Below are 25,578 nucleotides of genomic sequence, written 5' to 3'. Positions count from 1 at the left end.
ACGTTTATTTAGGCTTGTACTGAGTTGGGCAGTAAGCGCGTTTTACATCCCCGCTTCGCAAGGCAGCGTGCTTGGTACCCCGTCCTGTGACACGTTTACGCCACATCCGAAATGAACTGGGCTTCATTTCTTGGCGCATCAAATCAATCACCCGAGATTCATTCAAACCGTAGGTTTGCATGATGGCATCGAATGGCGTGCGATCCTCCCAAGCCATTTCAATGATGCGTGAGACATCCGCTGGTGCAATGATAGGTTTCTTCATGTCAGTGATTGTATTAATAGAATCACTTCTTTGCTCGGCAGCGATCTGAGCAATATTTCACTTCTTCCCAAACCTTTTCCCACTTTTTTCGCCAAGTAAAAGGTCGACCGCAGGTCACGCACACCTTGCTTGGCAAATCGGCTTTTTGGCGCATTTTCATAAGAAGTCTGAATTAGCGCTTTAGTTTTTGAGGAGGCAAGTCAGTGACTTTTTCTGAGTGGTCCCAGTGAGCCTTCCAATTGTCAGCATATCTTTTGGCCGCGTAACTTGAGCGCACGATCATGATGTTCTCAGCGTTGCGCTTTTCCGCCGAATTGGTGAAGTTATAACTGCCAGTGATAACGATGTCATCATCGATCAGCATCACTTTATTGTGCTGTATCGCATGTTTGCCATCACTGCGCACGTCAATGCCAGCGGCTAACAAGATTGGCAAGGTCTCACGGTTGTTTTGGGCGCTTTTTTCATCTTGGATAAGCCCAACATCAACCCCTCTGCGTTTAGCCCTCACAAGGGCCTCTGCAAGGTTTGTGGCCGTGAAGCCATACGCCATGACTTTGATTGATTGTTTAGCACCATCGATTTGCTTGATCAAGCCTGAGGCTGCCCCAGCAGGTGGCGTGAAATAAATGGCCAAGATTTCTGCAGGCTGAGGTTCAGCCTGCACGCTCTGCCACCATGACACAGTCGCCAAAAGGCTCAAGCAGATAAAAATCGCGGCTCTTTGACTTGTTTTACTGCCAATACCTCGAAAAGGCCACCTTGTTTTTACAGTTGTCATCAAAAGCACCAGAAATGAAGGAAAAATCAAAAAAATTGCAAATACGGGTTTTAAAAGTAAAACGCTAAATTAGTAATAAATGGGATTTTAGAAGGAAAGTTTTCAGCGTGCATTTTGCACAGATTTAAGAGGATGCGACGACCCATAAAAAAACCCAGCTCAGAGAGCTGGGTTTTTAATGGTTCAAACTAATGATTAATTAGTCATTCGCATAAATATCAATGTCTTTAGTTTCACGGACAAATAACATACCGATCACGAAAGTCATTGCTGCGATAGCGATTGGGTACCATAAACCGTAATAAATATTACCGTTTTGAGCAACCAAGGCGAATGCAATCGTTGGCATCAAGCCACCGAACCAACCGTTACCGATATGGTATGGCAATGACATTGATGTGTAACGAATACGTGTTGGGAACATCTCAACAAGCATTGCTGCGATAGGACCATAAACCATCGTTACATAAATCACCAAGACTACTAACAATGCTAGAACTGCAGGAATATTAACTTCCGCAGGGTTTGCTTTAGCTGGGTAACCGGCTGCATTCAAACCATCGCGAACAGCTTTCTTAAAGGCAGCATCTTTGGCTTTAGCTTCATCAGCTGGAAGACCTTTAGATGAATAACCTTCAATCACTGTTTCACCAATTTTCACAGTGGCCACAGTACCTGCTGGTCCTGGGATTGTTGAATAGCTGGCTGAGTTAGATGCCATCACTTGCTTAGCGATATCGCATGAGCTTGTGAACTTAGCTGTACCTGTTGGATTGAACTGGAAAGAACATTCAGCTTCATCAACTGTGATAGTTGCTGGAGCCTCTTTCATCGCCTTTTCCAAAGCTGGGTTAGCAAAGTGTGTCATTGCATTGAAGATTGACACTGGTGTATTTGGAATGTAAGTAATGATCGCCAATAACAAACCAGCCATGATGATCATTTTTCTACCGATTCTGTCTGATAGTGCACCAAATACGATGAAGAACGGTGTACCAATCACCAATGAAGCGGCAATCATCAAGTTAGCTGTCTTAGGATCAACTTTCAACACTTGTGTCAAATAGAACAAAGCGTAGAACTGGCCTGTGTACCAAACAACTGCTTGACCCGCTACTAGACCAAAAAGGGCCAAGATAACGATCTTTAAGTTTTTCCACTCACCAAATGATTCTGTCAAAGGAGCTTTTGAAAGCTTGTTCTCTTCTTTCATCTTCTTGAAAGCTGGAGATTCGTTCATAGACAAACGAATATAAACAGAAACCGCCAATAACAAGATTGAAAGAAGGAATGGAATACGCCAGCCCCAAACTTCAAAATTAGGACCTGTGAATTCACGTGTGAACAAAATCACTAGCAAAGATAAGAAAAGACCCAATGTTGCTGTTGTTTGAATCCAAGCTGTGTAAGCACCACGACGGCCGTGAGGAGCGTGCTCAGCAACATAAGTTGCAGCACCACCGTATTCGCCACCAAGAGCCAAACCTTGCAACATACGCAAGATGATTAGGATCACTGGAGCAGCTACACCAATCGTTTCATACGTCGGCAAGATACCTACGATGAAAGTCGCGCCACCCATCAACAAGATGGTAACGAGGAAGGTGTATTTACGACCAATCAAGTCACCTAAGCGACCAAACACCAAAGCGCCAAACGGACGTACGATGAAACCGGCCGCAAACGCTAACAAGGCGAAAATGAAAGCAGAACCGGCATCTAGGCCAGAGAAGAACTGCTTAGCAATAATGGCTGCCAATGAGCCATATAGATAAAAGTCATACCATTCAAACACCGTGCCAAGTGAAGAAGCAAAAATAACCTTGCGCTCTTCAGCTGTCATCGGTGCGGCTTTTGTAGTTGCCATGATGATTCCCTCATAAAATTATTAAAATGTAACTGCAGGCGCGATTATGTTTTTCCAATAGGTCGACTTTTCTTACAAAACCGAAATAATCAGGGAAAATACCTACAAAATAACCACTTTTTCTTCTCGGGAATAGGGTTTCAAGCAAATCTCTTCAAAATATTGTGAGCGTTTTGTTGTCAAAAAAACAATAATTTTGGCGTAAGCGCTTCAGAGTAAAATCCAACGTTAATCAATCATTTAAAGTGCAGATCATGATTATCTTCTTAGGCATCCTCGCCATACTTTTACCCGTAGCGGCTGGAGTATTAGTCTGGAAGCGCTTTGACCAGATTTTTTTAAAGACTGCTCAGGTTGATAGCAATGACAGTCTTCCAACTTATTTAAAGAAACTCGCTGCAGTTTCTTTAACAACAGGATTTTTACTGTTTGTTTGTTTCCAGTTACTTTTTATTTTTAGCGGTGAAGCATGATTTTTATTAAAAAGATTCTTCCCAACCTACTTGTCTTATCGAGCATTGTGATGATGTTCATCGTTTCGCAAACAAGCAATAACCAAGAAATCCAAGATATCTTTCGATTGATTGATGACCTAGCAACCAATTTAATTTTGGTGATTGTGGCCATCACCTTGGGACTTTTTGTGGCGCAATACCTGTATGTACTTGTAGGCCTGGTTGCAGCGATGGCTTTGGTGGTGATGGTGCCCGCACTCAACACCGCACTCAATCTAAGCGTTGATTATGTTTTAGCTTGCGGATTAGTTTGCTTGGGCTTTTCTGCTGTTTCAAATATTTATGCCAATTACAGAGGCATTGAATAATTTTTATTTATATCAAATGTTCAATAAGGGAGTAAAAAATGAGTAATCGCGCAATCGCAATCATGGTTTTAATTTTGGTAGCAGCAACTGGGTATTTATTGGTAACCGGTGATGGCGACATCGACATGGGTGGTGAAAAGCATGGCGCTGATGCAGTTCACGTTGAAGACAAAAAGCCAGCTGCCACGCCAACTGCGCCCGCCGCTCCTGCAGCACCAGCAACTGAACCAGCAAAGAAGTGATCAGCCAGATTAATCAGCTGAATTAATTGGCAGTAACAAAGACAAAGCCCCTGATAGATAAACTATCAGGGGCTTTTTGTTTTTACTTGAATCACTTAGTCATGACTCAATGAGTGGTGCCCGAGGCCGGAATCGAACCGGCACGGCTGTTTAAGCCGAGGGATTTTAAATCCCTTACGTCTACCTATTTCGTCACTCGGGCAAACTTACTTCAATATTTTAGACGTAAATAGTTGTATTTTTAACCACTGATTCACTTCTAGCCCTGCAACAAAATAGATTAATTTTGGTGCAGAGTCAGCATTTTACATACATTAAAAATAAACCCCGCAAAAGCGGGGTTTATTAACTGAGTGAACCTGCTTTTTAACTGTACAACACGCTTGGTAACCACATACCAATTGCAGGGAACATGTATAACAAGATCAAGGCTAGGACTTGGATCGCCATGAATGGCATCATGCCTGCGAAGATCTGGTTGAGTGTCACATGCGGCGGGGCCACACCTTTGAGGTAGAAGGCCGCCATTGCTACAGGTGGTGACAAGAATGCTGTTTGCAAGTTCAAGGCAACCAATAGACCAAAGAACAATGGGTCAACTTGGAAGTGCACCAACAAAGGAATAAAGATCGGCATGAAAATCACGATAATCTCTGTCCACTCTAGTGGCCAACCCAACAAGAAGATGATGACCTGTGAAAGAATCAAGAACTCAATCTTGCTCAATCCGAGACCCAAAACCCACTTTTCAATCAACTCTTGGCCACCCAGCAAGGCAAATGCTGCTGAGAAGATAGATGAACCCACGAATAGCCAGCAAACCATGGCGCTTGTTTTAGCTGTCAAGAAGACAGACTCTTTAACAACATCCATGTTGAGCTGTTTGTAGGCCCAAGCCAAAGCAAAGCCACCGAAGGAGCCCAATGCAGCAGCTTCAGTTGGCGTTGCCAAACCAAACACAATCGCACCCAACACAACCAAGATCAGAGCTGCTAGCGGGAAGAAAGACCCCAACAACATCTTAAAGATCTCTAAACGGTGCATGGTCAGGAAGTAATAAAACAGGGCACCTATCAACAAACCAATGCCAAGGGTGATCCAATACCAAAGTGGTACAGGCGCGCGCTCTGCAGCAGCTCCATCAGTTGTTGGAATTTCTGACACACCAGTTGAAGCCATACTTGCAGCAGCTGGTTTTACTGGCTTAGCATCATCTTCAGCACCTGGAGGCAAAGCAACACCATCTGCTTGAGCCTGTGGCGAGTCTTCTGCAGACTCCAAGCTCATCATGCCGCCATCACTGACCATCTCTGTAACTACAGAGACTTCAACTGGCTTGGTCGCGACACCGTACATGGATGACATGACAACCACAAAGAAAATCAATGGGCCGATGATGATCATGAATTGCTTGAACAACTCTTTCATGCTCATATTGCTTGCAGCACGGCCTTTCATCACTGATAACAATCCAGGCAGAGCACGTTGACTGTACTTGGCCAAAATTTCTGAGGGAGGTGTTAGCTTTACCAAGCGATCGACATCAGCCATTGGTGGCGCAAGCTCAGGCTTGATTTTGGCGACGATGATCACATAACCAATGTACAAAGTTGCCAACATGATGCCTGGGAAGAATGCGCCGGCATATAACTTGACCACTGACACACCTGCAGTCGCACCATACACAATCAACATCACAGATGGTGGAATCAAAATACCCAAGCAACCACCAGCAGTGATGGCGCCCGCTGAAAGTTTGACGCTGTAGCCGGCCTTTAACATCGACGGCAAAGCCAACAAGCCCATCAAAGTCACGACGGCACCCACGATACCGGTTGCAGTAGCGAAAATAGCGCAAGTAACCAAAGTCGCAACAGCTAAGGCACCAGGAACTCTTGCCAAGGCCAGATGCAAGCTTTTGAAAAGCTTTTCAATCAAGTTAGCACGCTCAACCAAATAACCCATGAACACAAATAGTGGAATTGAGATCAAGACATCATTGGTCATCACCGAGAACGCTCTTTGCACCATGAGTGCCAAAGTTCGATCAACTGCTTGAGTGGTTCCCTCACCCTGACTTAAAAAAGCAAACAAGGCGAAGATCATGCCCATACCCATCAAGGTAAAGGCGGTTGGAAAACCCAACATGATGGCAACCACCACCAAACTGAGCATCAATAATCCTAAGTGACCATTGCTCATTTCTGAGAATGATGGCATCGCAATCAATGTGCCGACAACAATCGCGGCCATGATGCTAAAACCGAAATAAAGTTCCTTACGCATGATTAAGCACCCTTCTTTTCATCTTCATGGCTTACCATGGCTTTTAATTTATCAACGTCCACTTCTTCGACGTCATGCTCACGCTTAGGCCATTCGCCTGTTTGAAGACAAACAATACAGCGCACAATCTCAGCAAAACCTTGTAGCAGCAATAAGCCACCAGCAATTGGAATGATCATTTTGAATGGCCAGATGGGAGGGCCATTGGCAGTTTGTGTCGTGTGCTCGTTGATTGCGACAGACTCTGCTGCAAAATTAATACCAGCGTAGACCAAGGCGATGATGCCTGGAATGAAGAATACAAAGTAAAGAATTAGGTCGAATAGAGCCTGTGTTCTTGGTTGGAAAAAACCATAGAGAACATCGCCTCTCACATGTCCATTTTTAGACAAGGTATAAGCACCTGCCATCATGAACATAATGCCGTAGAGCATGTAGGTGAAGTCAAATACCCAGTCATGCGGGTTATTAAAAGCATACCGGTTGAAAACTTCCCAACAAATCAAAACAGTTAATAGAACCACTGAAATAGCTGAGAACTGTCCAGCTTTGGTAGAAATTTTATCCACCGCTAAAAGGATTTTTTGCATAAGTCTCTCGTATTATTCTTATAGTAAAAATACATAATCACAAAACTACAAACACCCACGCAGTATAACTGAGTGGGTGTTTGAGTTACAACAAAACTACGGATTAAGACTTAGCTGGAGCCTTCTTAGGTCCAAAGTAGTGGTTGTAAGCCATCTTGTAATCCACGTTGGTATCGTTCTGCCAGCGGCAAGCGCGCTGAGCAAATGTACGCATAGATTCAAGAACACGTTTGAAATCAGCATTTTCTGTTGATTTAGCAGCAATGATCTTGTCCCAAGAAGCTAACTGAGCACGCAAGATTGGGTCAGGCGTCTTGTAGAACTTAACACCTTGCTTCTGTTGCATTTCAATGTAGTCTTTAGAGTAACGGTCGATGGCTTTCCAGCTCATTTCTGCTGAAGAAGCTTGAACCGCTACGTTGATCATGGCACGCAATTCTGCAGGCATAGAGTCTAGTTTCTTTTTGTTGAAAAGAATTTCAAACTGCTCTGAAGCTTGGTGGAATGACTGCAACATACAAACTTTAGATACGTCTGGGAAGCCCAATAGACGGTCAGAAGATGCGTTGTTGAATTCAGCAGCGTCCAATAGACCACGGTCCATCGCAGGAACAATCTCAGCACCTGGCAAAGCGTTCACTGAAACTTCCATGTCTTTGAAGATGTCAATTGAAAGACCCACTGTACGGTACTTTAGACCCTTCATGTCTGCAACCTTGGCAACTGGCTTCTTGAACCAGCCGAGTGGCTGTGTTGGCATTGGGCCATAGAGGTATGACACAACGTCAATGTTCAATGATTTGTAGATGCTTTCCAACATCGCCTTACCACCGCCGTATTCGTGCCATGCAAGCACCATGTTGGCATCCATACCAAAAGCTGGGCCTGATCCCCATAATGCTAGAGCTGGGCTCTTACCGTACCAGTAAGCAACCACACCGTGACCACCGTCCAATGTACCTTTGCTAACCGCATCTAAAAGACCAAAAGCTGGAACAACTGAACCTGCTGGCAAAAGATCAATCTTCAAACGACCTGAAGACATTTTGTTGACCTTGTCGCAGAAATCTTGTGCGTACTCATGGAAAATATCTTTTGTTGGCCAAGTTGACTGGAAGCGCAAGTTAACAGTTTGCGCTTTTGCAATCATCGGGAAGCCAAGCGTACCTGCGCCAGCAGCAGCAGCTGTTGACGTGGCAATGAATTTACGACGTGATTGAACTTTCTTTTCTGACATTTATGTCTCCTCTTTTATGAACAGATCTACCAAGCTTGAGAATATATTTCACAAGTTGAGATTAATTTAGCACTCTGTGAAAAAATACGCACCTATATAAACGTTATTTTTGCTAGGGGTTTTACCTAATATGTATCTTGGAGCTTCAAATCAAAGACCCCGCCGAAGAGTTTTTTGGCGCCGCCTACTGCTAATTTTGGTACTTTTATTGATTTCAGCCCTCAGCGCCTTGGTGGTGTACTTTCTATCCACCAAAGATCAGTTAGATGCAGAGCTAATCACCCCCGGCATCAGCGCGCCAGTTACCATCAAATTTGATGAACATGCCCTTCCCCATGTCTTGGCGGCAAGCCAAGAGGATGCATGGCACACCCTGGGCTTTCTTCATGCCACTGAGAGACCTTGGCAGATGGAATTCAACCGTCGCTTAGCGTCTGGAAAATTATCTGAAATCCTTGGCAAAGATACGGTGGCGATTGATAAGTTCATGCGCACCTTAGGAATACGTCGCGCAGCTGAAAAGCAATATGAAAATTACCCCATTGAATACAAGCGTCATATTCAAGCTTACGTCGAAGGTGTCAACGAGGGTTTTGCTCGTTTAGGCTGGGCACTTCCACCTGAATTCATGATCCTGGGAGTCAAGCCTAGTAATTGGGGGCCTGCTGATTCCGTGGCCTGGTCTTTGATGATGGCTTTGGATCTTGGCGGCAATTGGCACAAGGAGTTTTTGCGCTTAGAAATGTCAGCTACTTTGAGTACCGAACAAATATGGCAGGTCTTACCGCCCTACCCAGGTGAAGCACCCGCAACTTCGGTTGATTTCGCCAAGATGTATCGCGATTTGGGCTTGTTCAAAGAAAAACCAGCAGCAAAGACCAATTCTTCATCCAAAGGTATTGAGCAAGGCCTAGCAACAGCCCCAAAAGCAAAAGAATTTTTAAACTTTCTACCAGGTGGTTCAGAAGGCATTGGATCCAATAATTGGGCAGTCGCAGGCAATAAAACTATCAGCGGTAAACCCTTATTGGCCAATGATCCTCATTTGGGTTTAACCACGCCAGCCATTTGGTACTTTGCTCATATTCAAGCACCAAAGCTGAATGTCATCGGAGCTACTTTGCCAGGCATACCCGGTGTGGTTTTAGGTCACAACACACACCTGGCATGGAGTTTCACCAATACAGATCCTGATGTTCAAGATTTATATATCGAGGCCTTGGATTCAAATAATCCTGGCCGATATAAAACATCGCAGGGTTATGAAAATTTTGTTCTTCGCGAAGAAACGATTGCCATCAAAGGTCAAGAGCCTTTCAAATTTTTGACACGAGAAACCAGGCATGGTCCTGTTATTTCTGATGCTTATCAACGTGCGCAAGATTTGATCAATACAGATAAATTTGCTATTTCACTGCGTTGGACTGCGCTAGAAGTTGCTAATCAAACTTTAAAGGCAGGTTTTCAAATGAATGAAGCGCAAAACTTGGAAGAGTTCAAGAGCGCGCTGAAAAATTATCATGCTCCTATGCAAAACGTGGTGATGGCTGATAAGGATGGTCAGATTGCTTACCGTGCTGCTGGCGTCGCTCCCAAAAGAACCAAAGGTAAAGGTTTGTTTGGAACAGCACCAGCCCTTGGCTGGGATGCGCAATATGACTGGGGTCCGTATTTTGGTAAAGATGAATTACCCAAAGAAACCAATCCATCAAGCTCATTCATCGCCACAGCGAATCAACGCGTGCACACTGCCAATGATCCACATCCTTTGACCACAGATTGGCACATGCCCTATCGTTATCAACGCATTGAACAATTGATCAGTGCCACCGACCAACATGATGTGGCCAGCATGAAAGCAATCCAAGCTGATGCTCTTTCATTATCAGCAGTGGATTTAATTCCGTTGTTACAAACCGCCAATTCAACACATAAATATGCCAATGATGCAAAAACCATCATCGCAAACTTTGATGGCAAGATGAGTGTTGATAGTTCAGGTGCCACCATTTATAACGCATGGGCTCATCAGTTAACCCGCTTGATGTTTGCTGACAAACTGGGCAAAAGCTTTGCGATTGAGTATGGCAAAAGAGATTTCCGCTCAGGCATTCATCACATCATGAAGATGCACCAAGCAGGCAATGATCAGGCAGCATTTTGGTGTGACAAGCCGAGCACTCCAGAAGTTGAAACTTGCGAAAATATCATCGATGAGGCCTTCACTTTGGCTTTAGAAGATCTGAGCAAGCGCATGAGTGGATCACCTCAATCTTGGAAGTGGGGCGAGGTGCACGTGGCTGTTTCAGAACATCGCCCATTCAGCAAAGTGTCTTTATTGAAAAATAAATTTGAGATCACGCGCCCGACTCCTGGCGATGCCTTCACAGTGAATTTGGGTTTCATGGACTTAGGCAACGCCACCAATCCCTTCACCGTGAACAAAGGGGCCAGCATGCGAGTGATCTATGACTTATCCAATTTAGATCAGTCTCAATTTATTTACCAAACAGGTCAATCAGGCTGGGTGAATAGTCGTCATTACTCCAGTTATGCAAACGCTTGGGCTAAGCAAGAATATGTACCCTTGACCATGAACCCGAACAAAATTGTTCACACCTCTGTTTTAAAACCTGACTTAAGTATTGCCGCTCAAAACAAAAAACGCTTAGAAAAAGAAGCAAAAGAAATTAAAAGAAAGTGATTTCTATGAAAAGTATTTCGCAAAGTTGGCAAATTCGACTAAGTCGTTTATTACTCAGCTGCTTTCTCTTGTCGGCCAGTCAGTTCACTCATGCAGGCTTGAAAGAAGATCTAGAAACTGGTTCTTATGTTTTGATGATGCGCCATGCCGATGCGCCGGGCTACAGTGATCCTGATGGATACAACTTGAATGATTGCAGTACTCAAAGAAATTTGGGCGCCACTGGTAAAAACCAAGCAAAGATGATTGGGCAATGGTTGAACAGTCAAGGTATCGAAAACGCTCAAGTTTTTAGCAGCCCTTGGTGTCGCTGCAAAGACACTGCAACTCTATTGAATAAAGGCTCCGTGACAGTTGAACCAAGCCTTGGCTCATTTTTTGAAAATCGCGGAAATCGCCAAGAACAAACTCGATTAACTCAAATCAAGATTGCACAACTCTTAAAAGTATCCCCGCGCAAACCAGTGATCATGGTCACTCATCAGGTGAACATTCAGGCTTTTGCAGGCCAATCTGTGAGCTCAGGCAGCATGGTCTTGGTGAAAGTCAACGCATCTGGTCAGTACATGTCCCATCAACTGATCAACCACCCTCACCCCTGAGGAGAGCTTCTCAGTATTAAGTGCTGGGACTGTCCTGAAAGCCACCACGTCTATAGGTGACCACCAAAGTATCTCGCCATCCTTGCTCTGAAGCTTTAGGATCCATCGGCTGTATGGGTGTGGTTTCATGAACCACGCGAGCATCGTCAAGTAATAACAAGCTAAAAGGTTTTTGCAAAGTGAAGCGCTGACCCTGCGGTCCATTTGATTCAAATACCCTCGTTTCTCCACCTTTGATACCGTGACGCTCAAGCATCAAAACTGCCACGTATTCAACACCATCACGATGAGCACCCTCAGGTGTTGGTCGACCAATGCCATCGGTCGTATCAATTCTGAATTGATGAACCTCCACAAACCAAGGTTTGGCTGAATCAACACTCTTCTGGGTTTGATCAAACTGAAGAGCCAAGTTCAATAAAAAATCTTTGAGTGCCACTGAGTTTGCAAAAGTTTCTTCACAAGGCTCAAACCATCGATCAATGCCGCCATGTAAAGCGTTATAAGAAACTGGTTGCCAATGGGCACGGTGAGGGGCCAATGTTACTGAATTATTTTTAATCACAAAACTGGCATGCCTTCTTTGACGGTAACGACCACCATCTTTCAAATAGGCATCAGCGGGTAAATTTTTCCAAGTACCCGATAGATCTTGCCATTCGTTCAGCTTGTGTTGAGACAGCTCAAAAAATTGCTCAGGGGATAAAGCGACATAGCCATTATCTTGAATAGCAGTTGGCACAGAAGCCAGCGATGTTTGTGGTGGATCTAATAGCATGTCAGAAATTGATAGGAGTGGCTAAGTAATGGCTCAATAAATTCTTGGATATTCATTATCTCCTGAATGCCCCACTTGTGGGCAAAGCCTTATTTCTCCGAATGAAACAGCACCATCAAGCTTTTAGAAAATTAGCTTGATGCAGTTCTTTGTATTCGCAGCCAACCCAACCTTCGTAACCCAAATCATCAAGTAACATGAAAAATTCAGGGTAATCAATTTCTCCCGTGCCAGGCTCATGGCGACCTGGATGATCTGCAATCTGAATGTGCTCAATAAAAGGCATCAGCTCTTCAATGTCCAAAATATCCTCACCCATGCGATGGGCATGATAGGCATCGTATTGAAGGTATAGATTATTAGATTGAACTGCCATGATGGTTTCTAAAGCGTGTTGACTGCTGGATAAGAAAAATCCTGGCATATCGAATGTGTTGATGGGTTCAATCAATAATTTGATGTTTGATTTTTTTAACTCTTCTGCTGCATAAGTTAAGTTTTCAACAAATGTTTTTTGGGCTTGATTGCGACTAAGACCCTCAGGCAAGATGCCAGCCAAACAATTTAATTGTTTCACGCCCAAATGTTGGGCATGGGCAATAGCATCAGCAATACCACTCCTAAATTCATCTACCCTGGCTGGATGACAAGCCAAGCCTCGATCACCTCTGGACCAATCACCCCCACGCAAGTTATGCAGCACCATCGGTAATCCATGCTGCACCATTGACCCTGCTATTTCCTGTAAGGCCGCACCAGAATTCTCTTGATATGGAAATTGGCACTCAATGGCTTCAAAGCCATCATCTTTTGCAGCCTTGATGCGCTCCAAAAAAGGCAGGTGCGCATAGAGCAAAGAGAGATTGGCGGCAAAACGAGGCATAAATGACCTAATTATCAATTCAGTGATTTAATTATGGCATGCGCATCATTTCAATTTCCACAGGCAAGATTGCACCCTTATTTGGCATTGACCATCCCGATCATCGCATGGTGAATTCAGGCATTAAAAAAGAGATCGTCAGCTCTTTGGATAATCCAATCAGCATCAAAGTCAGAACCGTTGGCTTGGATGGCGATGAACAAGCTGACTTCAGCGTGCATGGCGGGCTTGAAAAGGCAATCTACGCGTACCCAAGCGAGCATTACCCTTTCTGGAATGAATTGCTCAACAGAGAAGCCAAAAGAACCAGCCCAATTGGCTTTGGCTTTGTTGGAGAAAATCTGAGCGTTGAAGGATTTTTTGAAGATGCTGTTTGGGTGGGTGATAACTGGCAGATTGGTGATGTTGAGCTAGAGGTTGTCAAATTAAGAGAGCCCTGCTTTAAATTCAATGCGCGCATGGGCTACAAAGGTGCATCCAAAGCGATGATTCAATCCACTCGCTCAGGTTGGTATCTCAAAGTTCACAAAGGTGGCAACATCAAAGCTGGTGACGCCATCATCGTCACACCTGGTCGCAGAGAAATGAGCATCAAAGAACAAAATCATTTTTTATTGCGCAAAGAGTCGCAAAAGGATTTGTTTTAAATGAGCTCTATGAATATTCTCTTTGTGTGCATGGGCAATATTTGCAGAAGCCCAACAGCCCATGGCGTGTTTCGTCAATACATTGATGAATCTGGTCTATCCCATCAAGTGACAGTCGACTCTGCTGGAACGCATGCTTACCATGTCGGCGAAGCGCCAGATGCTCGATCTCAAAGACATGCGCTCAAGCGTGGCTATGATTTATCAGATCTAGCAGCCAGACAACTCGATGATCGAGATTTTGATCACTATGATTTATTGCTGGTGATGGATTGGGAAAACTATGCACTGACAGAACAGCGCTGTCCTGAGAATAAAAAATATAAGATCCGACGCTTGACAGAGTTTTGTAAAGTTAATCAGGCCAGCGTGGTCCCAGACCCCTATTACAAAGGCAGTGAAGGGTTTGAGGAAGTGCTTGATTTGGTCGAGGATGCTTGCGATGGTCTACTTGATCATGTGAGACAAAGACTTTCACATTCTTTATAAGAAAATAAAAGTCATCAATCATCGAGATACCTCTCTGTAGCGTTTAAAGAACCATTTCCTGATGTAGGTGGCAACGCCACCTCCCACTAACATTCCAAAGACAATTGGGTTGTCCATCAACAATTGCCAAATACCTTGTCCTGATTCAACACCCACCTGAATCGTTTCTGTGATTTCGCCTAACTCATCAGAATTAATCAATTTATCAACCAATAACTCGCACATCGCCTGGCTCATGACATGACCTTATAGTCTGCCAATGAAAACCAAGGTTGCTAACTTACCCAGGCCATAGCTCGCACTTTTTATCAGCTTGATACTTTTAGACAAAACACTGGGGCCCCTTCTGGTCGAGGTTTTTTTGTTTCTCTTGGGCGGTGCTTTTCTGACAATGTTCCTGATGATCATTTCCATCACGTTTTCTCCTTAAAGAAATCATGATGAATCAAGTTGATCCGAATCCGCAGGAAGAGTTAAGTAAGAAATCGCTGATTTATTCAACGAGAATTCTTACTATGGAAAAAAATTACTTTTTTAAATGAGTGAGCAGGTGCCGCAAGTTGTTGTGATCAATCTCGTGCATCAAGTGCAACAACTCCCCTATCTCCCCTCGCGGGAATCCCTCGCGAGCAAACCATGACAAATAATTGGCCGGTAAATCACAAAGCAATTGTCCAGCATGCTTACCAAAGGGCATTTTCATGCTGATCAATTTTTCTAAAGATTCGGGAGTCATGGCCAAGATATTAAAACAGGATGGCCATCAGCAATTTATTTCAGTCTTGAATACAATGGATTCATGTTAACCAAACTCACCACCATTCCTTTGTTCCCTCTTGGCCAGACGCTTTACCCCTCTGGCGCACTAGATTTGAAGATCTTTGAAGTGCGCTACTTGGACATGATCAAAGACTGTATTGCGAACTCGACTACTTTTGGCATTGTGACTTTGGATGAAGGTAAAGAAGTGGCTGAACCTATCGATAAACCTGCTGTGTTCTTTCCAACGGGCACTTTGGTAGACATCACTTATTTTGATACACCACAACCTTCTTTATTCTTTATTAAATGCCGTGGCACAAGACGCTTTAAAGTACACCAAAGCCAGCGAGAAAAAAATGGTTTATGGATGGGCGATGTTGAATTTTTATCTGAGGATGGCAATTATCCAATCCAAGCTGAACACCATAAGCTAGCAGATAATCTCGGCGCCATCATTGCATCATTGCAGAAAAAAGGCGTGCGAGAAGATCAGATGCCTTTTAGCCAACCCTATGATTTAGAGCAATGCGGCTGGGTCGCCAACCGCTGGTGCGAAATCCTACCTTTGACACCTGCACAAAAGCATCACTTATTGAGTATTGATAATGCTCAAATTCGCCTTGATTTAGTCAAAGAATTGATCGAAGAGATGACTGGACAAAGTCAGTCTTAGTTCTTTGTTTTTTCTAGATTCATCATCCATCAAATAGAATAAAGATATCACTTACATTGATGGGTAATTATGGCCATGATTCCTAAACGTTATTCCGCTGCTATTGCCGGTGCTACTGGCAACATGTTGGAGTGGTTTGACTTTGCCATTTATGGGTATTTCGCAACAGCTCTTGGGAAAGTATTCTTCCCCGCCAGTGATCCCACGCTTCAAACAATAGCTTCTTTTGGCATTTTTGCCATTGGTTATTTAGCAAGACCGATTGGTAGTTTGATTTTGGGTCCAGTGGGTGACTTGCTCGGTAGAAGAAAAATGATGATCTGGAGCATCATGATCATGGGAGTGGCCAGTTTCATGGTCGCCTTGCTTCCAAGCTACGCTCAAGTGGGTGCCATCGCAGCGTATGCACTGCTCTTCCTGCGCATGACCCAAGGGTTTTCGATTGGTGGTGAATACAGGGGTAGCATGGTGTACGCCGCTGAAGCCTCACCACAAGGTAAAGAAGGTTTGATGTCTGGCATTGCGCACGCAGGAGCATTGCTTGGATTTTTCTTAGGCTCTTTGATAGCAGCTCTCACTGCTTTTGTCTTTGGCGAAAATGCTGTGAATGATTGGGCTTGGCGCCTACCTTTTCTTTTAGGTGCCTTGGTAGCGATTGCTGGCTGGAAGCTAAGAGCTCATATGCCTGAGACCCTTGAGACCGCCATTGAACACAAGCTCAGCTTTAAAGAATTATTTGCTTTGATTACTCTTCGCTTAAAAGAAGTTGCGCATGGGTGGCGGGTATTGGTTCAAATTGCAGCGCTGATTTCTTTTTCTAATGTGCTCTTTTATGTTCAGTTTGTTTATTTTGTTGATTACGCCGCCAAACATGGTGGCTCGATGCAATCAGCCAACACTGTGGCCACTGTGATTCAATTTGTGGGCATTCCCTTGGTGGTTTTGGGTGGCTGGCTGGCCGATAAGATGGGCAGAATCAAGATCACTTGGTATGCCACATGGGCCGGTGCTATTTTGTGTATTCCTGCCATATTGGCTTCTCAATTGGGTGGCGTGGTAGGTCTAGCGATTGGTCAATCTTTGATCGTGGCCCCAGTGATGATGCTATTTGGTGCTCAAGGTATTTTGATCAGTCGCTTGGTCAAACCTGAACAACGTTGCTCCGTTTTTGCGATTGGCTACAGCTTGGCGGTTGCCATCTTTGCTGGCACAGCGCCGATGGTCACAGCTTGGCTCCTTGAAATCAATGCCTGGTCTTGGGGCCCAGCTGCCTATTGCTTTATTTATGCAATCCCAGCCATTTATGCATTGCACTCGTTAAGAAATGAAATCCAATGATCCCTGTTTTAAATGATCAAGAATTATTGGCGCTGGCCTCACAACAACACAATCAGCAGTGCTCACATTGCGCCTCTCATGATTTCTCTTGCTGGGAAACAATTCTGAGCACCTTTGATCGCGATGGCTTGAAGACAGTTGGCACACTCAAGCATCCTGATGCAGAAGAAAATTGGGATGAGTACCACCCTAATGGCACCACCATTTGGTCAGAGAATGCACCGATTGCGGTGAACTTCCATCCATACAATCGCTGCACGATTCACCAATGCCCAGAATGTTCAACCGTTTATTTGCGTTACACCGAATATGGTGGCTATTACGTTGATGAAAGAATTCGGGTGGTCAAGCCTGAGTTAATTACTCAGACTCTTTGACTCATGAAGCAAAGGTATTGATACAAATACTGATGTTGCATCAATGCTTGTGAGTTGAATGATCGTGCCCTTTGCTGTTATCTTTTTCTGAAGACATTTCAGCTGCACCATGAGCATGTCCGCCGGCAGATAGGTGAGCTTTGAAGTAATTGGCTGCATAGATCGATGCGATTGTGACGATGATGACACTGATGCCGCCATAAATAAGAACCCCTTTGATCTTGGCATGAGGTCTTCCCTCCATCCAATACACTGCGATCAAACTCATTAAGAATCCAACGGGCACAACCCATAAGCTTCTGTCTGGAGAATCCGGGAAATGCTGAAGACCGCCCGTGAAAAATCCCAAACCCACAGATGCAATCACGCCAATGGCCAATAAATTGGTCCATGTATTACTTGTTTGAGGATTTGATATTTTCTCTAAAACACCAGCAATCAAATAAATGGCCACACCAATTGCAGCTGTGATCATTGATCGTTGTTCACTGAATGCGCCGTGAGTCACAGCCCCAGCAATAAAACTGATGCCGGTGTATTTACATAAAGTAGCAATGTGGCCTAGAGAGAATTTCATGATGTTCACTTTAAATCTAAAAATTTAATTTAGCAGAAATTGTGACGTTTAGCTGAGGGTCCATAGCCCCTCAAGTGACAGGGCTATTGTTTTATTCATCAGTAATTTGAAGCTCTTAACGAACCACGGGTAATTGATCCCAATGGCTGGTGTACTTGGGAGAAACATTCTCTGACTTCATTTTCCAAGCTTGGTCCGTACCTGTAGCGGCCACTCGTAAGGCCTGAGCCCCATAACGCGTATTGATTGAATCCAAAGTTTTCATAAGACGCAGAGATTTTCCTTTGGCCTGATGATCTTCAAACAATGAAGACTGGACCACCGGCTTATCAGTCATCAAACCCAACATCACGCCAGCCTTTTTATATCTGAAGCCTTTTTTATAAATTTCTTTCAGCCCTTTGATGGCCATTTCAGTCAACACCAAGGTGTCATCCGTTGGATGCACCAAAGGTATTTGAATACTTTGACTGTACTGAGGTTCATTTCTCATGAACACATTGGTTTGAATGAACACACTGATTGAGCTGGTCAATGATTCTTGTTCTCTTAATTTTTCAGCAGCTCTGGCTGTGTGTGTGGCAACTGACTCAGCTAGTTCATCCAAGCTCAGTACTAATTTGCCAAAACTTCTAGAAGCGATGATTTGTTGCTTGGGTGGCGCCACCTCCTCCAGAGCCAAACAAGAGAGTCCACGTAATTCATAACAAAGTCTTTCAATCACCACCCCAAATTGCAATCTCATCATTTGCGGAGATACTTGCACCAGATCAAGCACTGTGTGTATGCCCATGCCCTCTAAACGTTTGGCAATTTTTCTACCAACGCCCCACACTTCAGCAGCAGATACCTCGCTCATCCATTGATAGAGTTCTTGTTTGGGCATATTGCTTAAATCACAAACGCCATTGAACGATGGATTCTTTTTAGCCAAGTGGTTGGCAAACTTGGCCAATGTTTTACTCGGTGCAATGCCCACACACACTGGCAAACCAGTCCACTGCTTGATACGCTGTTTGATCTCAGCGCCCAAATGAGTAGGAGATTCGTGAGCATTTAAAACAGATTCAATTTGCAGAAAGCTTTCATCCACACTGTAAACCTCTAGCTTGGGCGTGAACTGTCGCAGTATCTCCACCACACGCTGACTCATGTCGTGATACAGAGTGTAATTAGATGAACAAGCCAAGATGCCATGCTGCTTCGCCAAATCTTTCATCTGAAACCAAGGCGTGCCCATTTTGACACCCAAGGCTTTGACCTCAGCACTGCGTGCGACAGCGCAGCCATCGTTATTAGATAACACCACCATGGGTGTTTTTTCTAGCTGAGGAGCAAAAACTCTTTCGCAAGACACATAGAAATTATTCACATCCACCAAAGCAAACAATGGTGCATGGGTGGAGTTTTGATTGGGGGAGCTCATGATCAGACCCGAGATGAACTACTTGAATAACGTCTGACTACCCCAATGACCACGCCCCATATTTGTAGCTCATGGCCTTCACTGAATGTGATGTTGGGGTAGTCAGGGTTTTCTGGACGCAATTCAATGAGTCCCTTGTATTTGTACAAACGTTTGATGGTGTACTCACCATTGACCACCGCCACCACAATGTCTTTGTGTTTAGGCTTTAAGGCTCGATCAACGACCACCTTATCGCCATGATGGATGCCAGCCACAATCATTGATTCACCTCTCACAGTAAACATGAAAGTGGCTGGCTTATTCTGTATCAGATAGCTATTCAGATCCAATCCATCAGCCGCATAATCAGCCGCAGGACTTGGAAATCCTGCCGATAATGGGTGCATGATGAGTGGCGTCTCATTCACCGATAAATCACCAGACAAGCCTTGCGGTACCTGGCTCAAGCTGGTTTGATGAAGAAGTTGATTGATCGATTGAGTCATAATAGTACTGTATATTTATACAGTATATATGAATTAAGTCGAATTCAGCAAATTTGTTATTCCAACATTAAGATAGACCCCATCATGTTGGGGAAAATACGTCAAAAACTACTTGCTGATACGTTTCCGAAAGAAGTTTCGGTCACTGAACTTGTTTGCCCTATTTGCGATCGCCCAATCCCAACTGCCCAAAAAGATGCGCATCACTTTGTTCCAAAATCAAAAGGCGGTAAAGCAACTGAGTATTTGCATCGTATTTGCCACAGGCAAATACATGCCTTATTCACAGAAACACAGTTAGCCAGAGAATTGAACACGGCCGAAGCCATCAAAGAAAAAGCAGAAATACAAAAGTTCATTGCTTGGGTGCAATCCAAGCCCAATGATTTTTACCAGCGAAGCTCAAAGAGCCAGCAATTTAAAAGCGCCAAAAACCTGGTCTAGAAAAGTAAATCTCTCGGTACTTCTGCTCTTGCTTAAGAGATGTGACCAAGAAGCGCACGATTTCATCATGCTTGCTAGAGCAATCTAATTTGCGTTGTGCGATGCGCTCTTTGGCAGCAGCAACAATCGCAACATCTAAATCAAACGCTTGGCTGTCCATGCCTGTTTGAGCTCCCAAACAAAGTTGGAAGTCACTCATGGTATCAATGCGTTGGGTGATCTGCTGTGAAGTCAAAGAGGCGCAGCCACTGAGCAGCACCCATGCCAGTAAAGCAATGCGCTTACTCAATCGATGCATGGAATATTGTTTCAACATGGTCATACTTTAGCAAATATTCATAGAGTCACGCTACTTGCTTTGAGTGGTGAGTGTTCAGCCAGTTCATCAATGTAGTTTTCAATACCACCGCTCTCTCGAATCAAGAATCGCTCAACTGCTTTTGAGAACTCAGGATCTTTGATCCAGTGCGCAGATTGCATCTTGACCGGCATGAAGCCTCTGGCCATTTTGTGCTGACCCTGAGCCCCTCCTTCGAAAACATCAATGCCATGACTGATGCAATATTCAATCGCTTGGTAATAGGCTGTTTCAAAATGCAGGCAAGGCACATACTCCAATGCACCCCAATACCGACCATAAGCAGTTTTAGTTTGTCCCGAGCGATCAACAAAGAGTAAGGATGCTGCGATTGCTTGCTCATTTCTATGAGCCACAATCAGATGAAGATTTTCGGGCATGGTTTGGGCCAGCATTTGAAAAAATGACTCACTCAAATAAGGTGAGGAGCGGTGTTCGTAATAGGTGTTTGCGTAGCAACGATAGAAAAATGCCCAATCTTCTTTAGTAGCATCCGGGCCATCAATATGCCGAAACGATATTCCGGCCTTTTGAACCTGAGAACGTTCACTTCGAATATTTTTACGGCGCTTCATATTGAGCTGACTCAAAAACTCTTCCATGTTTTGATAAGCATGGTTTTGCCAATGGAACTGAATGGCATCTCTGGCCATGAATCCTTGTTTCAATAGAAGTTCTTGCGTATTTTGCTCAGCGAACAGAACGTGTGCCGATGAAATCTCATTTTGTATCAATAGTTGCTTTAATTGCTCTATCAGCTGAATACGTATTGCATCAGACTCCTTGCCCTCACCCACCAATAGGCGCGCACCTCTAACTGGCGTGAAGGGTATGGCACAGAGTGCTTTGGGGTAATACGACAGACCATGTTGTTGATAGGCTTCAGCCCAAGACCAATCAAAGACATATTCGCCATAAGAATGACTTTTTAAATACAGAGGCATCAAACCAATGGGATTTTCATGATCAGATGCATAAATGGCCAGGTGCGCTATTTGCCAACCGGTATTGCCACCAACGCAAGCACAATCCTCTAGGGCGCTTAAGAATTCATGGCGTAAAAAAGGAGTTGGGTCTTTCCCCAAAAGATGATTCCAGCCCTCTTTTGAGACCAGATGAATGCTATTGAGGATACGACATTCAAAGCTATTATTTGCAGACACTTTTATTTGCCGTGATTTCTAATGAGTTGGAACAGAATTTGATTGTAATTTATGCGCAAATTATTTTTTTAATGTTTTAATTAGCTTTTATCCCAAAAAAACATGAAACCAATTATCAACATCGATTTTGTTTCCGACATTGCCTGCCCTTGGTGCGCTGTCGGTTTTGGCAATTTATCTCAAGCCATGAGCCAGTTAGAGATGGTGGTGGACTTTAAAGTTCATTTCCGTGCATTTCAACTGAATCCCCACATGCCTCCTGGTGGCCAAGATGCCATGGAGCATCTCACTCAAAAGTATGGCTTGAGTCTTGATCAAGTTAAAACAAATCAAGCTCAAATCAGAGCCAGAGCTCTTGAAGCAGGTTTTAAATTCCATCCAGATGGTCGCAAACGTGTATACAACACATTCAATAGTCATCGCTTGTTGTACTGGGCTGCTAATGAATTAGATCTTGAGAAACAAGCGACTCTTAAAAAAGAGCTTCTCAATACCTATTTTTGCTTGGCAGTCAGCCTTGATGATGAAAAAAACATCTTAGATGCTGTGATTCGAGCAGGATTGGATAAAGTCAGAGCTGCTGAGATACTGGCCAGCGATGAGTTCACTGCCGAAGTCAAAGCTGAAGAAGAATTTTATAAGAACTTGGGCATTCAGTCAGTGCCGTCACTCATTCTTAATGAAGAGTATTTACTACAAGGCGCACAAGAACCAGAGTCACTGATCAGCGCCTTTGAGCAACTGATCAAGTAACTGATCATCAGAATTTAGGAAACTCACTCTCATCATCCACAACTTTGATGAATGCCAATTTTGTTGGTGTGAAAAACAATTGGTACAAGCAATAAGCTTTGATACCTAATTGAATCAATACAAGTAAGGTCATACCAAGACTGCTGCCGTGCATCAAAAACAGCACGCTCAATGGCAAGAAAATCACAAGCGCGTAAGCCAAAAATAGATATCTGGCGAGGTTACTTCCACCAGAAATTTTCCAAATGATGAATAAATAAAAGGCTGCCTGGACCAAGGGGCCGTTCAGACTATTCTCCGCAAATGACGGTGAACTAAAAGCAAAGTAAGCGACCGGCAATAACTGCAATGCCAAATCAATCAGAAGTAATTGGCTAGTTAGTTTTAATTTCATTTTTTGGACTATTAAAAGGTGGGCAAACTTGATTTATTACATTTTTTAAAGAATTGCTATCCCTGCTATTCAATGATGATAATGCGACATCAAACTGGGTGGCAGGTAAATACATTGTAAGTTAAAACAAATGAACACTTGACACCATGATTGATGTTCCAAGAACCGCCATTGGTTTCTGAGGCCAATTTTTAAATGACGATCTTTACTTCCTCAAATTCTATAGTAAAAACATGTTGAATAATGTCACCAGTCGCTGGACTGGTGACAAGAAAAACTGAAGTTTATGGGGCGGAAGTATTAATCGTCATTGATAGTCAAATTAACGTTATTGAGGCTGAACTCCAGCATTCTTCATAGCAGCCTTCCAACGATCAACCTCAGATTTGGTGAAGTTCAGTAGGTAGCCTGGATTAGCCGTTGCTGGCGTTGCCAACATGGCATTCATCTCATTGAACTTTTGAGACAACATTGGATCTTTTAGGGCTGCATTCAGCGCTTCATTTAAACGATCTACAACTGGTTTTGGTGTTCCAGCCGGAGCATACATTCCATGCCAAACCGCTAATTGAAAACCAGGCAGGCCAGACTGGCCAAAGGTTGGGGTGTTTGGCAAAGAACTAATACGATCTTTGGTCGCCACTGCTATGGCCTTAATGTTGCCGGCTCTGATGTGTTGCAATGTACTTGCAGGTTGATCGCAAATAACATCAACTTGTCCAGCCAAAAGGTCATTCAATGCTGGGCCAGTACCTTTGTATGAAATTGAAGACCACTCTGCAGATAATGAAGATTTAATGAGTGCTTCACACAGATTAGATGTGGCACCAATTCCAGCGTTTGCAAAATTCAATTTACCTGGATTAGCTTTAACGTATTTAATAAAATCTTGAAGCGTGTTAGCTGGGAAATCTTTTCTTGCAACAAGAACCATTGGCACTTCCGTCACCATACCAATAGGAGAGAAATCTGTTACTGGGTCATAGGCTAATTTTGCATAAAGGGCTGGTGCTGATGATTGAGCCATGTTATGAAAAAGTATGGTGTAACCATCGGGCTTTGAACGAGCCACACGACCTGCACCAATAGTTCCACCGGCACCAGCAGTGTTATCAACAAGCACTGTTTGCCCCAAGTTTTTCGACATAACTTGAGCAAGTATTCTTCCTAATACATCAGTAGAGCCTGCTGGGGCATAAGGAATCACCATTGTTATCTGTCGGTCTGGAAATTGTGCAAATGCCGCTGAGCTTGCTATGCAAAATAATCCAATAATAATTTTTTGAAAATTTTTCATTTTTCCATCCTTATTTAATGTGATGAGTTCTATTGAAAAGATTTAACGTATTTAAATACAGCTGTATGGTCGGCACCCTTACCCAATGATTGATTTGCCTCTTCTGATGTTTTTACACATTGTTGAGCCAAATTAGAGTAACACCCCATATCCTCTATAAACTTGAGAGCAATCTGAACGTCTTTGCTCATTAAAGCCAATGAAAATCCAGAATTAAATGCTCCACTCAGCATAAAGTTCTCTACTTTATTTTCAGTTGTGTTGTTTTTGCCAGTAGAAGTGTTGAATACCTTATTAACCACATGTGTATCCAGCCCAAATTTCTCAGCGGCGATCAATGACTCACTCACAGCAATTAATCCAGCAGCTGAAATGTAGTTATTTAAAGCTTTAACGGCATGGGCTGCTCCTGCTGCCCCAACGTGAGTAATGCTTTTACCCATCACCTCAAGCAAAGCGTGTGTTTTTTCAAAATCTTGTGAAGATCCACCAACAATGATTGAAAGCGTTCCATCAATTGCCTTCTTAACGCCGCCAGATACTGGAGCGTCAACATAGTTGATACCAATTTCATTTAACTTTTGATTGTTAGCTCTTGAAGACACTGGACTTGCAGAACTCATATCCACAAGAAAACTTCCCTTTTTCAAGTGCGCTGAAATACCTTCCTGACCAGCATTGCCCCAAATGACACCATCGATGATTGAACTATCAGGCAACATCAAAATAGTCACTGCTGCGTCACTAACAGCCTCAACTGCGGATTTGGAGAATTTAAAATTATTCTGTCCTGAAAATTTTTCAGCCACTTCAGAATTTAGATCAAACCCAGTCACCCTGAATCCAGCCTTTAATAAATTATTGACCATGGGCACACCCATCAGGCCCAAACCAATAAATGTAATGTGAGTATTCGATGGCTTCATTAAATACCCATTTCTTTGAACACTTCTTTAGCAATTCTGAAGCTATCAATCGCTGCTGGAACGCCACAATAGATGGCAACCTGCATAAATACTTCTCTTATTTCATCTTTGGTCAATCCATTATTGATGGCGCCACGAACGTGTAATTTAAGCTCATGAGGGCGATTTAATGCAGCAATCATGGCTAAATTTAAAAAGCTTCTTGTCTTTCTTTCGAGTCCAGGACGATTCCAAATTTCATTCCAGCAATACTCAGTAACCAATTCCTGCATCGGCATATTGAAATCATCTGCATTTTTTATTGAATTCTCAACGTACTCTGCACCCAAAACTTCTTTGCGAGTTTTTAAACCTTTTTCAAAAGAATCTTTATTCATATTTGCTCCAAAAATGCCCTATTTAAATTAT

General features: G+C 43.5%; 32 protein-coding genes and 1 tRNA gene. 12 read left to right on the top strand and 21 right to left on the bottom strand.

What is annotated here, in order from left to right; translation table 11 throughout:
* Positions 1-4: 4 nt before the first annotated feature.
* From AOC33_RS05410 to AOC33_RS05395, 4 genes are all read right to left on the bottom strand, one after another.
* Complete coding sequence (locus AOC33_RS05410) at positions 5-265, bottom strand: TIGR03643 family protein (protein ID WP_089515519.1); 261 nt, start codon at positions 263-265, stop codon at positions 5-7.
* Positions 266-287: 22 nt separating this feature from the next.
* Positions 288-419, bottom strand: a complete 132-nt coding sequence (locus AOC33_RS05405) for a DUF2256 domain-containing protein (RefSeq protein ID WP_425439821.1) — start codon at positions 417-419, stop codon at positions 288-290.
* An 18-nt stretch (positions 420-437) separates the two neighbouring features.
* Positions 438-1,046, bottom strand: a complete 609-nt coding sequence (locus AOC33_RS05400) for a phospholipase D family nuclease (RefSeq protein ID WP_089515517.1) — start codon at positions 1,044-1,046, stop codon at positions 438-440.
* Positions 1,047-1,245: 199 nt separating this feature from the next.
* The gene (locus AOC33_RS05395) at positions 1,246-2,913 is read right to left on the bottom strand and encodes an MFS transporter (protein ID WP_089515516.1); all 1,668 of its coding nucleotides are present in this window, start codon (positions 2,911-2,913) and stop codon (positions 1,246-1,248) included.
* A gap of 254 nt (positions 2,914-3,167) precedes the next feature.
* Here AOC33_RS05395 and AOC33_RS05390 point away from each other — a divergent pair, with 254 nt between their 5' ends.
* From AOC33_RS05390 to AOC33_RS05380, 3 genes are read left to right on the top strand one after another with little or no spacing between them, the layout of a single operon-like run.
* Positions 3,168-3,386 carry a hypothetical protein gene (locus AOC33_RS05390; protein WP_089515515.1) on the top strand — a complete coding sequence of 73 codons (219 nt, stop codon included), beginning with the start codon at positions 3,168-3,170 and terminating at the stop codon, positions 3,384-3,386.
* Complete coding sequence (locus AOC33_RS05385) at positions 3,383-3,736, top strand: hypothetical protein (RefSeq protein WP_089515514.1); 354 nt, start codon at positions 3,383-3,385, stop codon at positions 3,734-3,736. Before AOC33_RS05390 ends, AOC33_RS05385 begins: the two co-directional genes overlap by 4 nt.
* Before the next feature lie 38 nt (positions 3,737-3,774).
* Complete coding sequence (locus AOC33_RS05380) at positions 3,775-3,978, top strand: hypothetical protein (protein ID WP_089515513.1); 204 nt, start codon at positions 3,775-3,777, stop codon at positions 3,976-3,978.
* Between the two features lie 114 nt (positions 3,979-4,092).
* Here the strand turns inward: AOC33_RS05380 and AOC33_RS05375 are convergent.
* The 4 genes from AOC33_RS05375 to AOC33_RS05360 form a co-directional block, all read right to left on the bottom strand.
* A tRNA-Leu gene (locus AOC33_RS05375) sits at positions 4,093-4,180 on the bottom strand.
* A gap of 164 nt (positions 4,181-4,344) precedes the next feature.
* Positions 4,345-6,264 carry a TRAP transporter large permease gene (locus AOC33_RS05370; RefSeq protein WP_089515512.1) on the bottom strand — a complete coding sequence of 640 codons (1,920 nt, stop codon included), beginning with the start codon at positions 6,262-6,264 and terminating at the stop codon, positions 4,345-4,347.
* Between the two features lie 2 nt (positions 6,265-6,266).
* The gene (locus AOC33_RS05365) at positions 6,267-6,854 is read right to left on the bottom strand and encodes a TRAP transporter small permease subunit (RefSeq protein ID WP_089515511.1); all 588 of its coding nucleotides are present in this window, start codon (positions 6,852-6,854) and stop codon (positions 6,267-6,269) included.
* Between the two features lie 103 nt (positions 6,855-6,957).
* Entirely contained in the window at positions 6,958-8,091 is a 1,134-nt protein-coding gene (locus tag AOC33_RS05360) for a TRAP transporter substrate-binding protein (protein ID WP_089515510.1), read from the bottom strand.
* 130 nt (positions 8,092-8,221) lie between these two features.
* Here AOC33_RS05360 and AOC33_RS05355 point away from each other — a divergent pair, with 130 nt between their 5' ends.
* Together AOC33_RS05355 and AOC33_RS05350 are read left to right on the top strand one after the other, a co-directional pair.
* Positions 8,222-10,795 (top strand): penicillin acylase family protein, encoded by a 2,574-nt coding sequence (locus tag AOC33_RS05355; protein ID WP_089515509.1) that lies wholly within the window; start codon positions 8,222-8,224, stop codon positions 10,793-10,795.
* 5 nt (positions 10,796-10,800) lie between these two features.
* Positions 10,801-11,397 (top strand): histidine phosphatase family protein, encoded by a 597-nt coding sequence (locus AOC33_RS05350; RefSeq protein WP_089515508.1) that lies wholly within the window; start codon positions 10,801-10,803, stop codon positions 11,395-11,397.
* Between the two features lie 16 nt (positions 11,398-11,413).
* Here the strand turns inward: AOC33_RS05350 and AOC33_RS05345 are convergent, their stop codons facing one another.
* Positions 11,414-12,184: a 2OG-Fe dioxygenase family protein gene (locus AOC33_RS05345; RefSeq protein ID WP_425439820.1), complete on the bottom strand. Its 771-nt coding sequence runs from the start codon at positions 12,182-12,184 to the stop codon at positions 11,414-11,416.
* 106 nt (positions 12,185-12,290) lie between these two features.
* Positions 12,291-13,058: a hydroxypyruvate isomerase family protein gene (locus AOC33_RS05340; protein ID WP_089515506.1), complete on the bottom strand. Its 768-nt coding sequence runs from the start codon at positions 13,056-13,058 to the stop codon at positions 12,291-12,293.
* A gap of 38 nt (positions 13,059-13,096) precedes the next feature.
* Between AOC33_RS05340 and AOC33_RS05335 the strand changes: the two genes are divergently transcribed.
* The gene (locus AOC33_RS05335; RefSeq protein WP_089515505.1) at positions 13,097-13,705 is read left to right on the top strand and encodes an MOSC domain-containing protein; all 609 of its coding nucleotides are present in this window, start codon (positions 13,097-13,099) and stop codon (positions 13,703-13,705) included.
* Positions 13,706-14,194: a low molecular weight protein-tyrosine-phosphatase gene (locus AOC33_RS05330; protein ID WP_089515504.1), complete on the top strand. Its 489-nt coding sequence runs from the start codon at positions 13,706-13,708 to the stop codon at positions 14,192-14,194.
* Between the two features lie 18 nt (positions 14,195-14,212).
* Here the strand turns inward: AOC33_RS05330 and AOC33_RS05325 are convergent, their stop codons facing one another.
* Positions 14,213-14,431, bottom strand: a complete 219-nt coding sequence (locus tag AOC33_RS05325) for a hypothetical protein (protein ID WP_089515503.1) — start codon at positions 14,429-14,431, stop codon at positions 14,213-14,215.
* 289 nt (positions 14,432-14,720) lie between these two features.
* Positions 14,721-14,930 (bottom strand): DUF3820 family protein, encoded by a 210-nt coding sequence (locus tag AOC33_RS05320; RefSeq protein ID WP_089515502.1) that lies wholly within the window; start codon positions 14,928-14,930, stop codon positions 14,721-14,723.
* Between the two features lie 63 nt (positions 14,931-14,993).
* On the opposite strand from AOC33_RS05320, the gene AOC33_RS05315 reads away from it, so the two are divergent.
* The 3 genes from AOC33_RS05315 (at position 14,994) to AOC33_RS05305 (ending at position 17,344) form a co-directional block, all read left to right on the top strand.
* Positions 14,994-15,629 carry an LON peptidase substrate-binding domain-containing protein gene (locus tag AOC33_RS05315; protein ID WP_089515501.1) on the top strand — a complete coding sequence of 212 codons (636 nt, stop codon included), beginning with the start codon at positions 14,994-14,996 and terminating at the stop codon, positions 15,627-15,629.
* A 69-nt stretch (positions 15,630-15,698) separates the two neighbouring features.
* Complete coding sequence (locus tag AOC33_RS05310) at positions 15,699-16,967, top strand: MFS transporter (protein ID WP_089515500.1); 1,269 nt, start codon at positions 15,699-15,701, stop codon at positions 16,965-16,967.
* On the top strand, positions 16,964-17,344 hold the full coding sequence (locus tag AOC33_RS05305) for a hypothetical protein (protein ID WP_089515499.1): 381 nt from the start codon (positions 16,964-16,966) through the stop codon (positions 17,342-17,344). Before AOC33_RS05310 ends, AOC33_RS05305 begins: the two co-directional genes overlap by 4 nt.
* 40 nt (positions 17,345-17,384) lie before the next feature.
* Here AOC33_RS05305 and AOC33_RS05300 read toward each other — a convergent pair whose 3' ends face one another.
* The 3 genes from AOC33_RS05300 to AOC33_RS05290 form a co-directional block, all read right to left on the bottom strand.
* The gene (locus AOC33_RS05300) at positions 17,385-17,921 is read right to left on the bottom strand and encodes a hypothetical protein (protein WP_089515498.1); all 537 of its coding nucleotides are present in this window, start codon (positions 17,919-17,921) and stop codon (positions 17,385-17,387) included.
* 115 nt (positions 17,922-18,036) lie between these two features.
* Positions 18,037-19,347, bottom strand: coding sequence for a translesion error-prone DNA polymerase V subunit UmuC (gene umuC / locus AOC33_RS05295; RefSeq protein WP_089515497.1), 1,311 nt, complete (start codon positions 19,345-19,347; stop codon positions 18,037-18,039).
* Positions 19,348-19,349: 2 nt separating this feature from the next.
* On the bottom strand, positions 19,350-19,835 hold the full coding sequence (locus AOC33_RS05290) for a LexA family protein (RefSeq protein ID WP_089515496.1): 486 nt from the start codon (positions 19,833-19,835) through the stop codon (positions 19,350-19,352).
* Positions 19,836-19,919: 84 nt separating this feature from the next.
* Here AOC33_RS05290 and AOC33_RS05285 point away from each other — a divergent pair, with 84 nt between their 5' ends.
* Positions 19,920-20,279, top strand: coding sequence for an HNH endonuclease signature motif containing protein (locus AOC33_RS05285; protein ID WP_089515495.1), 360 nt, complete (start codon positions 19,920-19,922; stop codon positions 20,277-20,279).
* On the opposite strand, the gene AOC33_RS05280 is transcribed toward AOC33_RS05285, so the two are convergent.
* Together AOC33_RS05280 and AOC33_RS05275 are read right to left on the bottom strand one after the other, a co-directional pair.
* Positions 20,254-20,595, bottom strand: coding sequence for a hypothetical protein (locus AOC33_RS05280; RefSeq protein WP_143744019.1), 342 nt, complete (start codon positions 20,593-20,595; stop codon positions 20,254-20,256). The genes AOC33_RS05285 and AOC33_RS05280 overlap by 26 nt on opposite strands.
* Before the next feature lie 20 nt (positions 20,596-20,615).
* The gene (locus AOC33_RS05275; RefSeq protein ID WP_089515493.1) at positions 20,616-21,800 is read right to left on the bottom strand and encodes a GNAT family N-acetyltransferase; all 1,185 of its coding nucleotides are present in this window, start codon (positions 21,798-21,800) and stop codon (positions 20,616-20,618) included.
* A gap of 102 nt (positions 21,801-21,902) precedes the next feature.
* Here AOC33_RS05275 and AOC33_RS05270 point away from each other — a divergent pair, with 102 nt between their 5' ends.
* Positions 21,903-22,553 carry a DsbA family oxidoreductase gene (locus tag AOC33_RS05270; RefSeq protein ID WP_089515492.1) on the top strand — a complete coding sequence of 217 codons (651 nt, stop codon included), beginning with the start codon at positions 21,903-21,905 and terminating at the stop codon, positions 22,551-22,553.
* 7 nt (positions 22,554-22,560) lie between these two features.
* Here the strand turns inward: AOC33_RS05270 and AOC33_RS05265 are convergent, their stop codons facing one another.
* The 4 genes from AOC33_RS05265 to AOC33_RS05250 form a co-directional block, all read right to left on the bottom strand.
* Positions 22,561-22,947 (bottom strand): hypothetical protein, encoded by a 387-nt coding sequence (locus tag AOC33_RS05265; RefSeq protein ID WP_089515491.1) that lies wholly within the window; start codon positions 22,945-22,947, stop codon positions 22,561-22,563.
* A gap of 328 nt (positions 22,948-23,275) precedes the next feature.
* The gene (locus tag AOC33_RS05260; RefSeq protein ID WP_089515490.1) at positions 23,276-24,244 is read right to left on the bottom strand and encodes a tripartite tricarboxylate transporter substrate-binding protein; all 969 of its coding nucleotides are present in this window, start codon (positions 24,242-24,244) and stop codon (positions 23,276-23,278) included.
* 29 nt (positions 24,245-24,273) lie between these two features.
* Positions 24,274-25,170: an NAD(P)-dependent oxidoreductase gene (locus AOC33_RS05255; RefSeq protein WP_089515489.1), complete on the bottom strand. Its 897-nt coding sequence runs from the start codon at positions 25,168-25,170 to the stop codon at positions 24,274-24,276.
* A complete protein-coding gene (locus tag AOC33_RS05250; protein ID WP_089515488.1) occupies positions 25,170-25,547 on the bottom strand; it encodes a carboxymuconolactone decarboxylase family protein in 378 nt (125 codons plus the stop codon). The genes AOC33_RS05255 and AOC33_RS05250 overlap by 1 nt, the downstream gene beginning before the upstream one ends.
* Between the last annotated feature and the right edge of the window lie 31 nt (positions 25,548-25,578).

Source organism: Polynucleobacter cosmopolitanus, from assembly GCF_002224225.1.
GTDB lineage: Bacteria > Pseudomonadota > Gammaproteobacteria > Burkholderiales > Burkholderiaceae > Polynucleobacter > Polynucleobacter cosmopolitanus.
The sequence above is the reverse complement of the archived record's forward strand: the minus strand, read 5'-3'. Positions and strand labels throughout refer to the sequence as shown.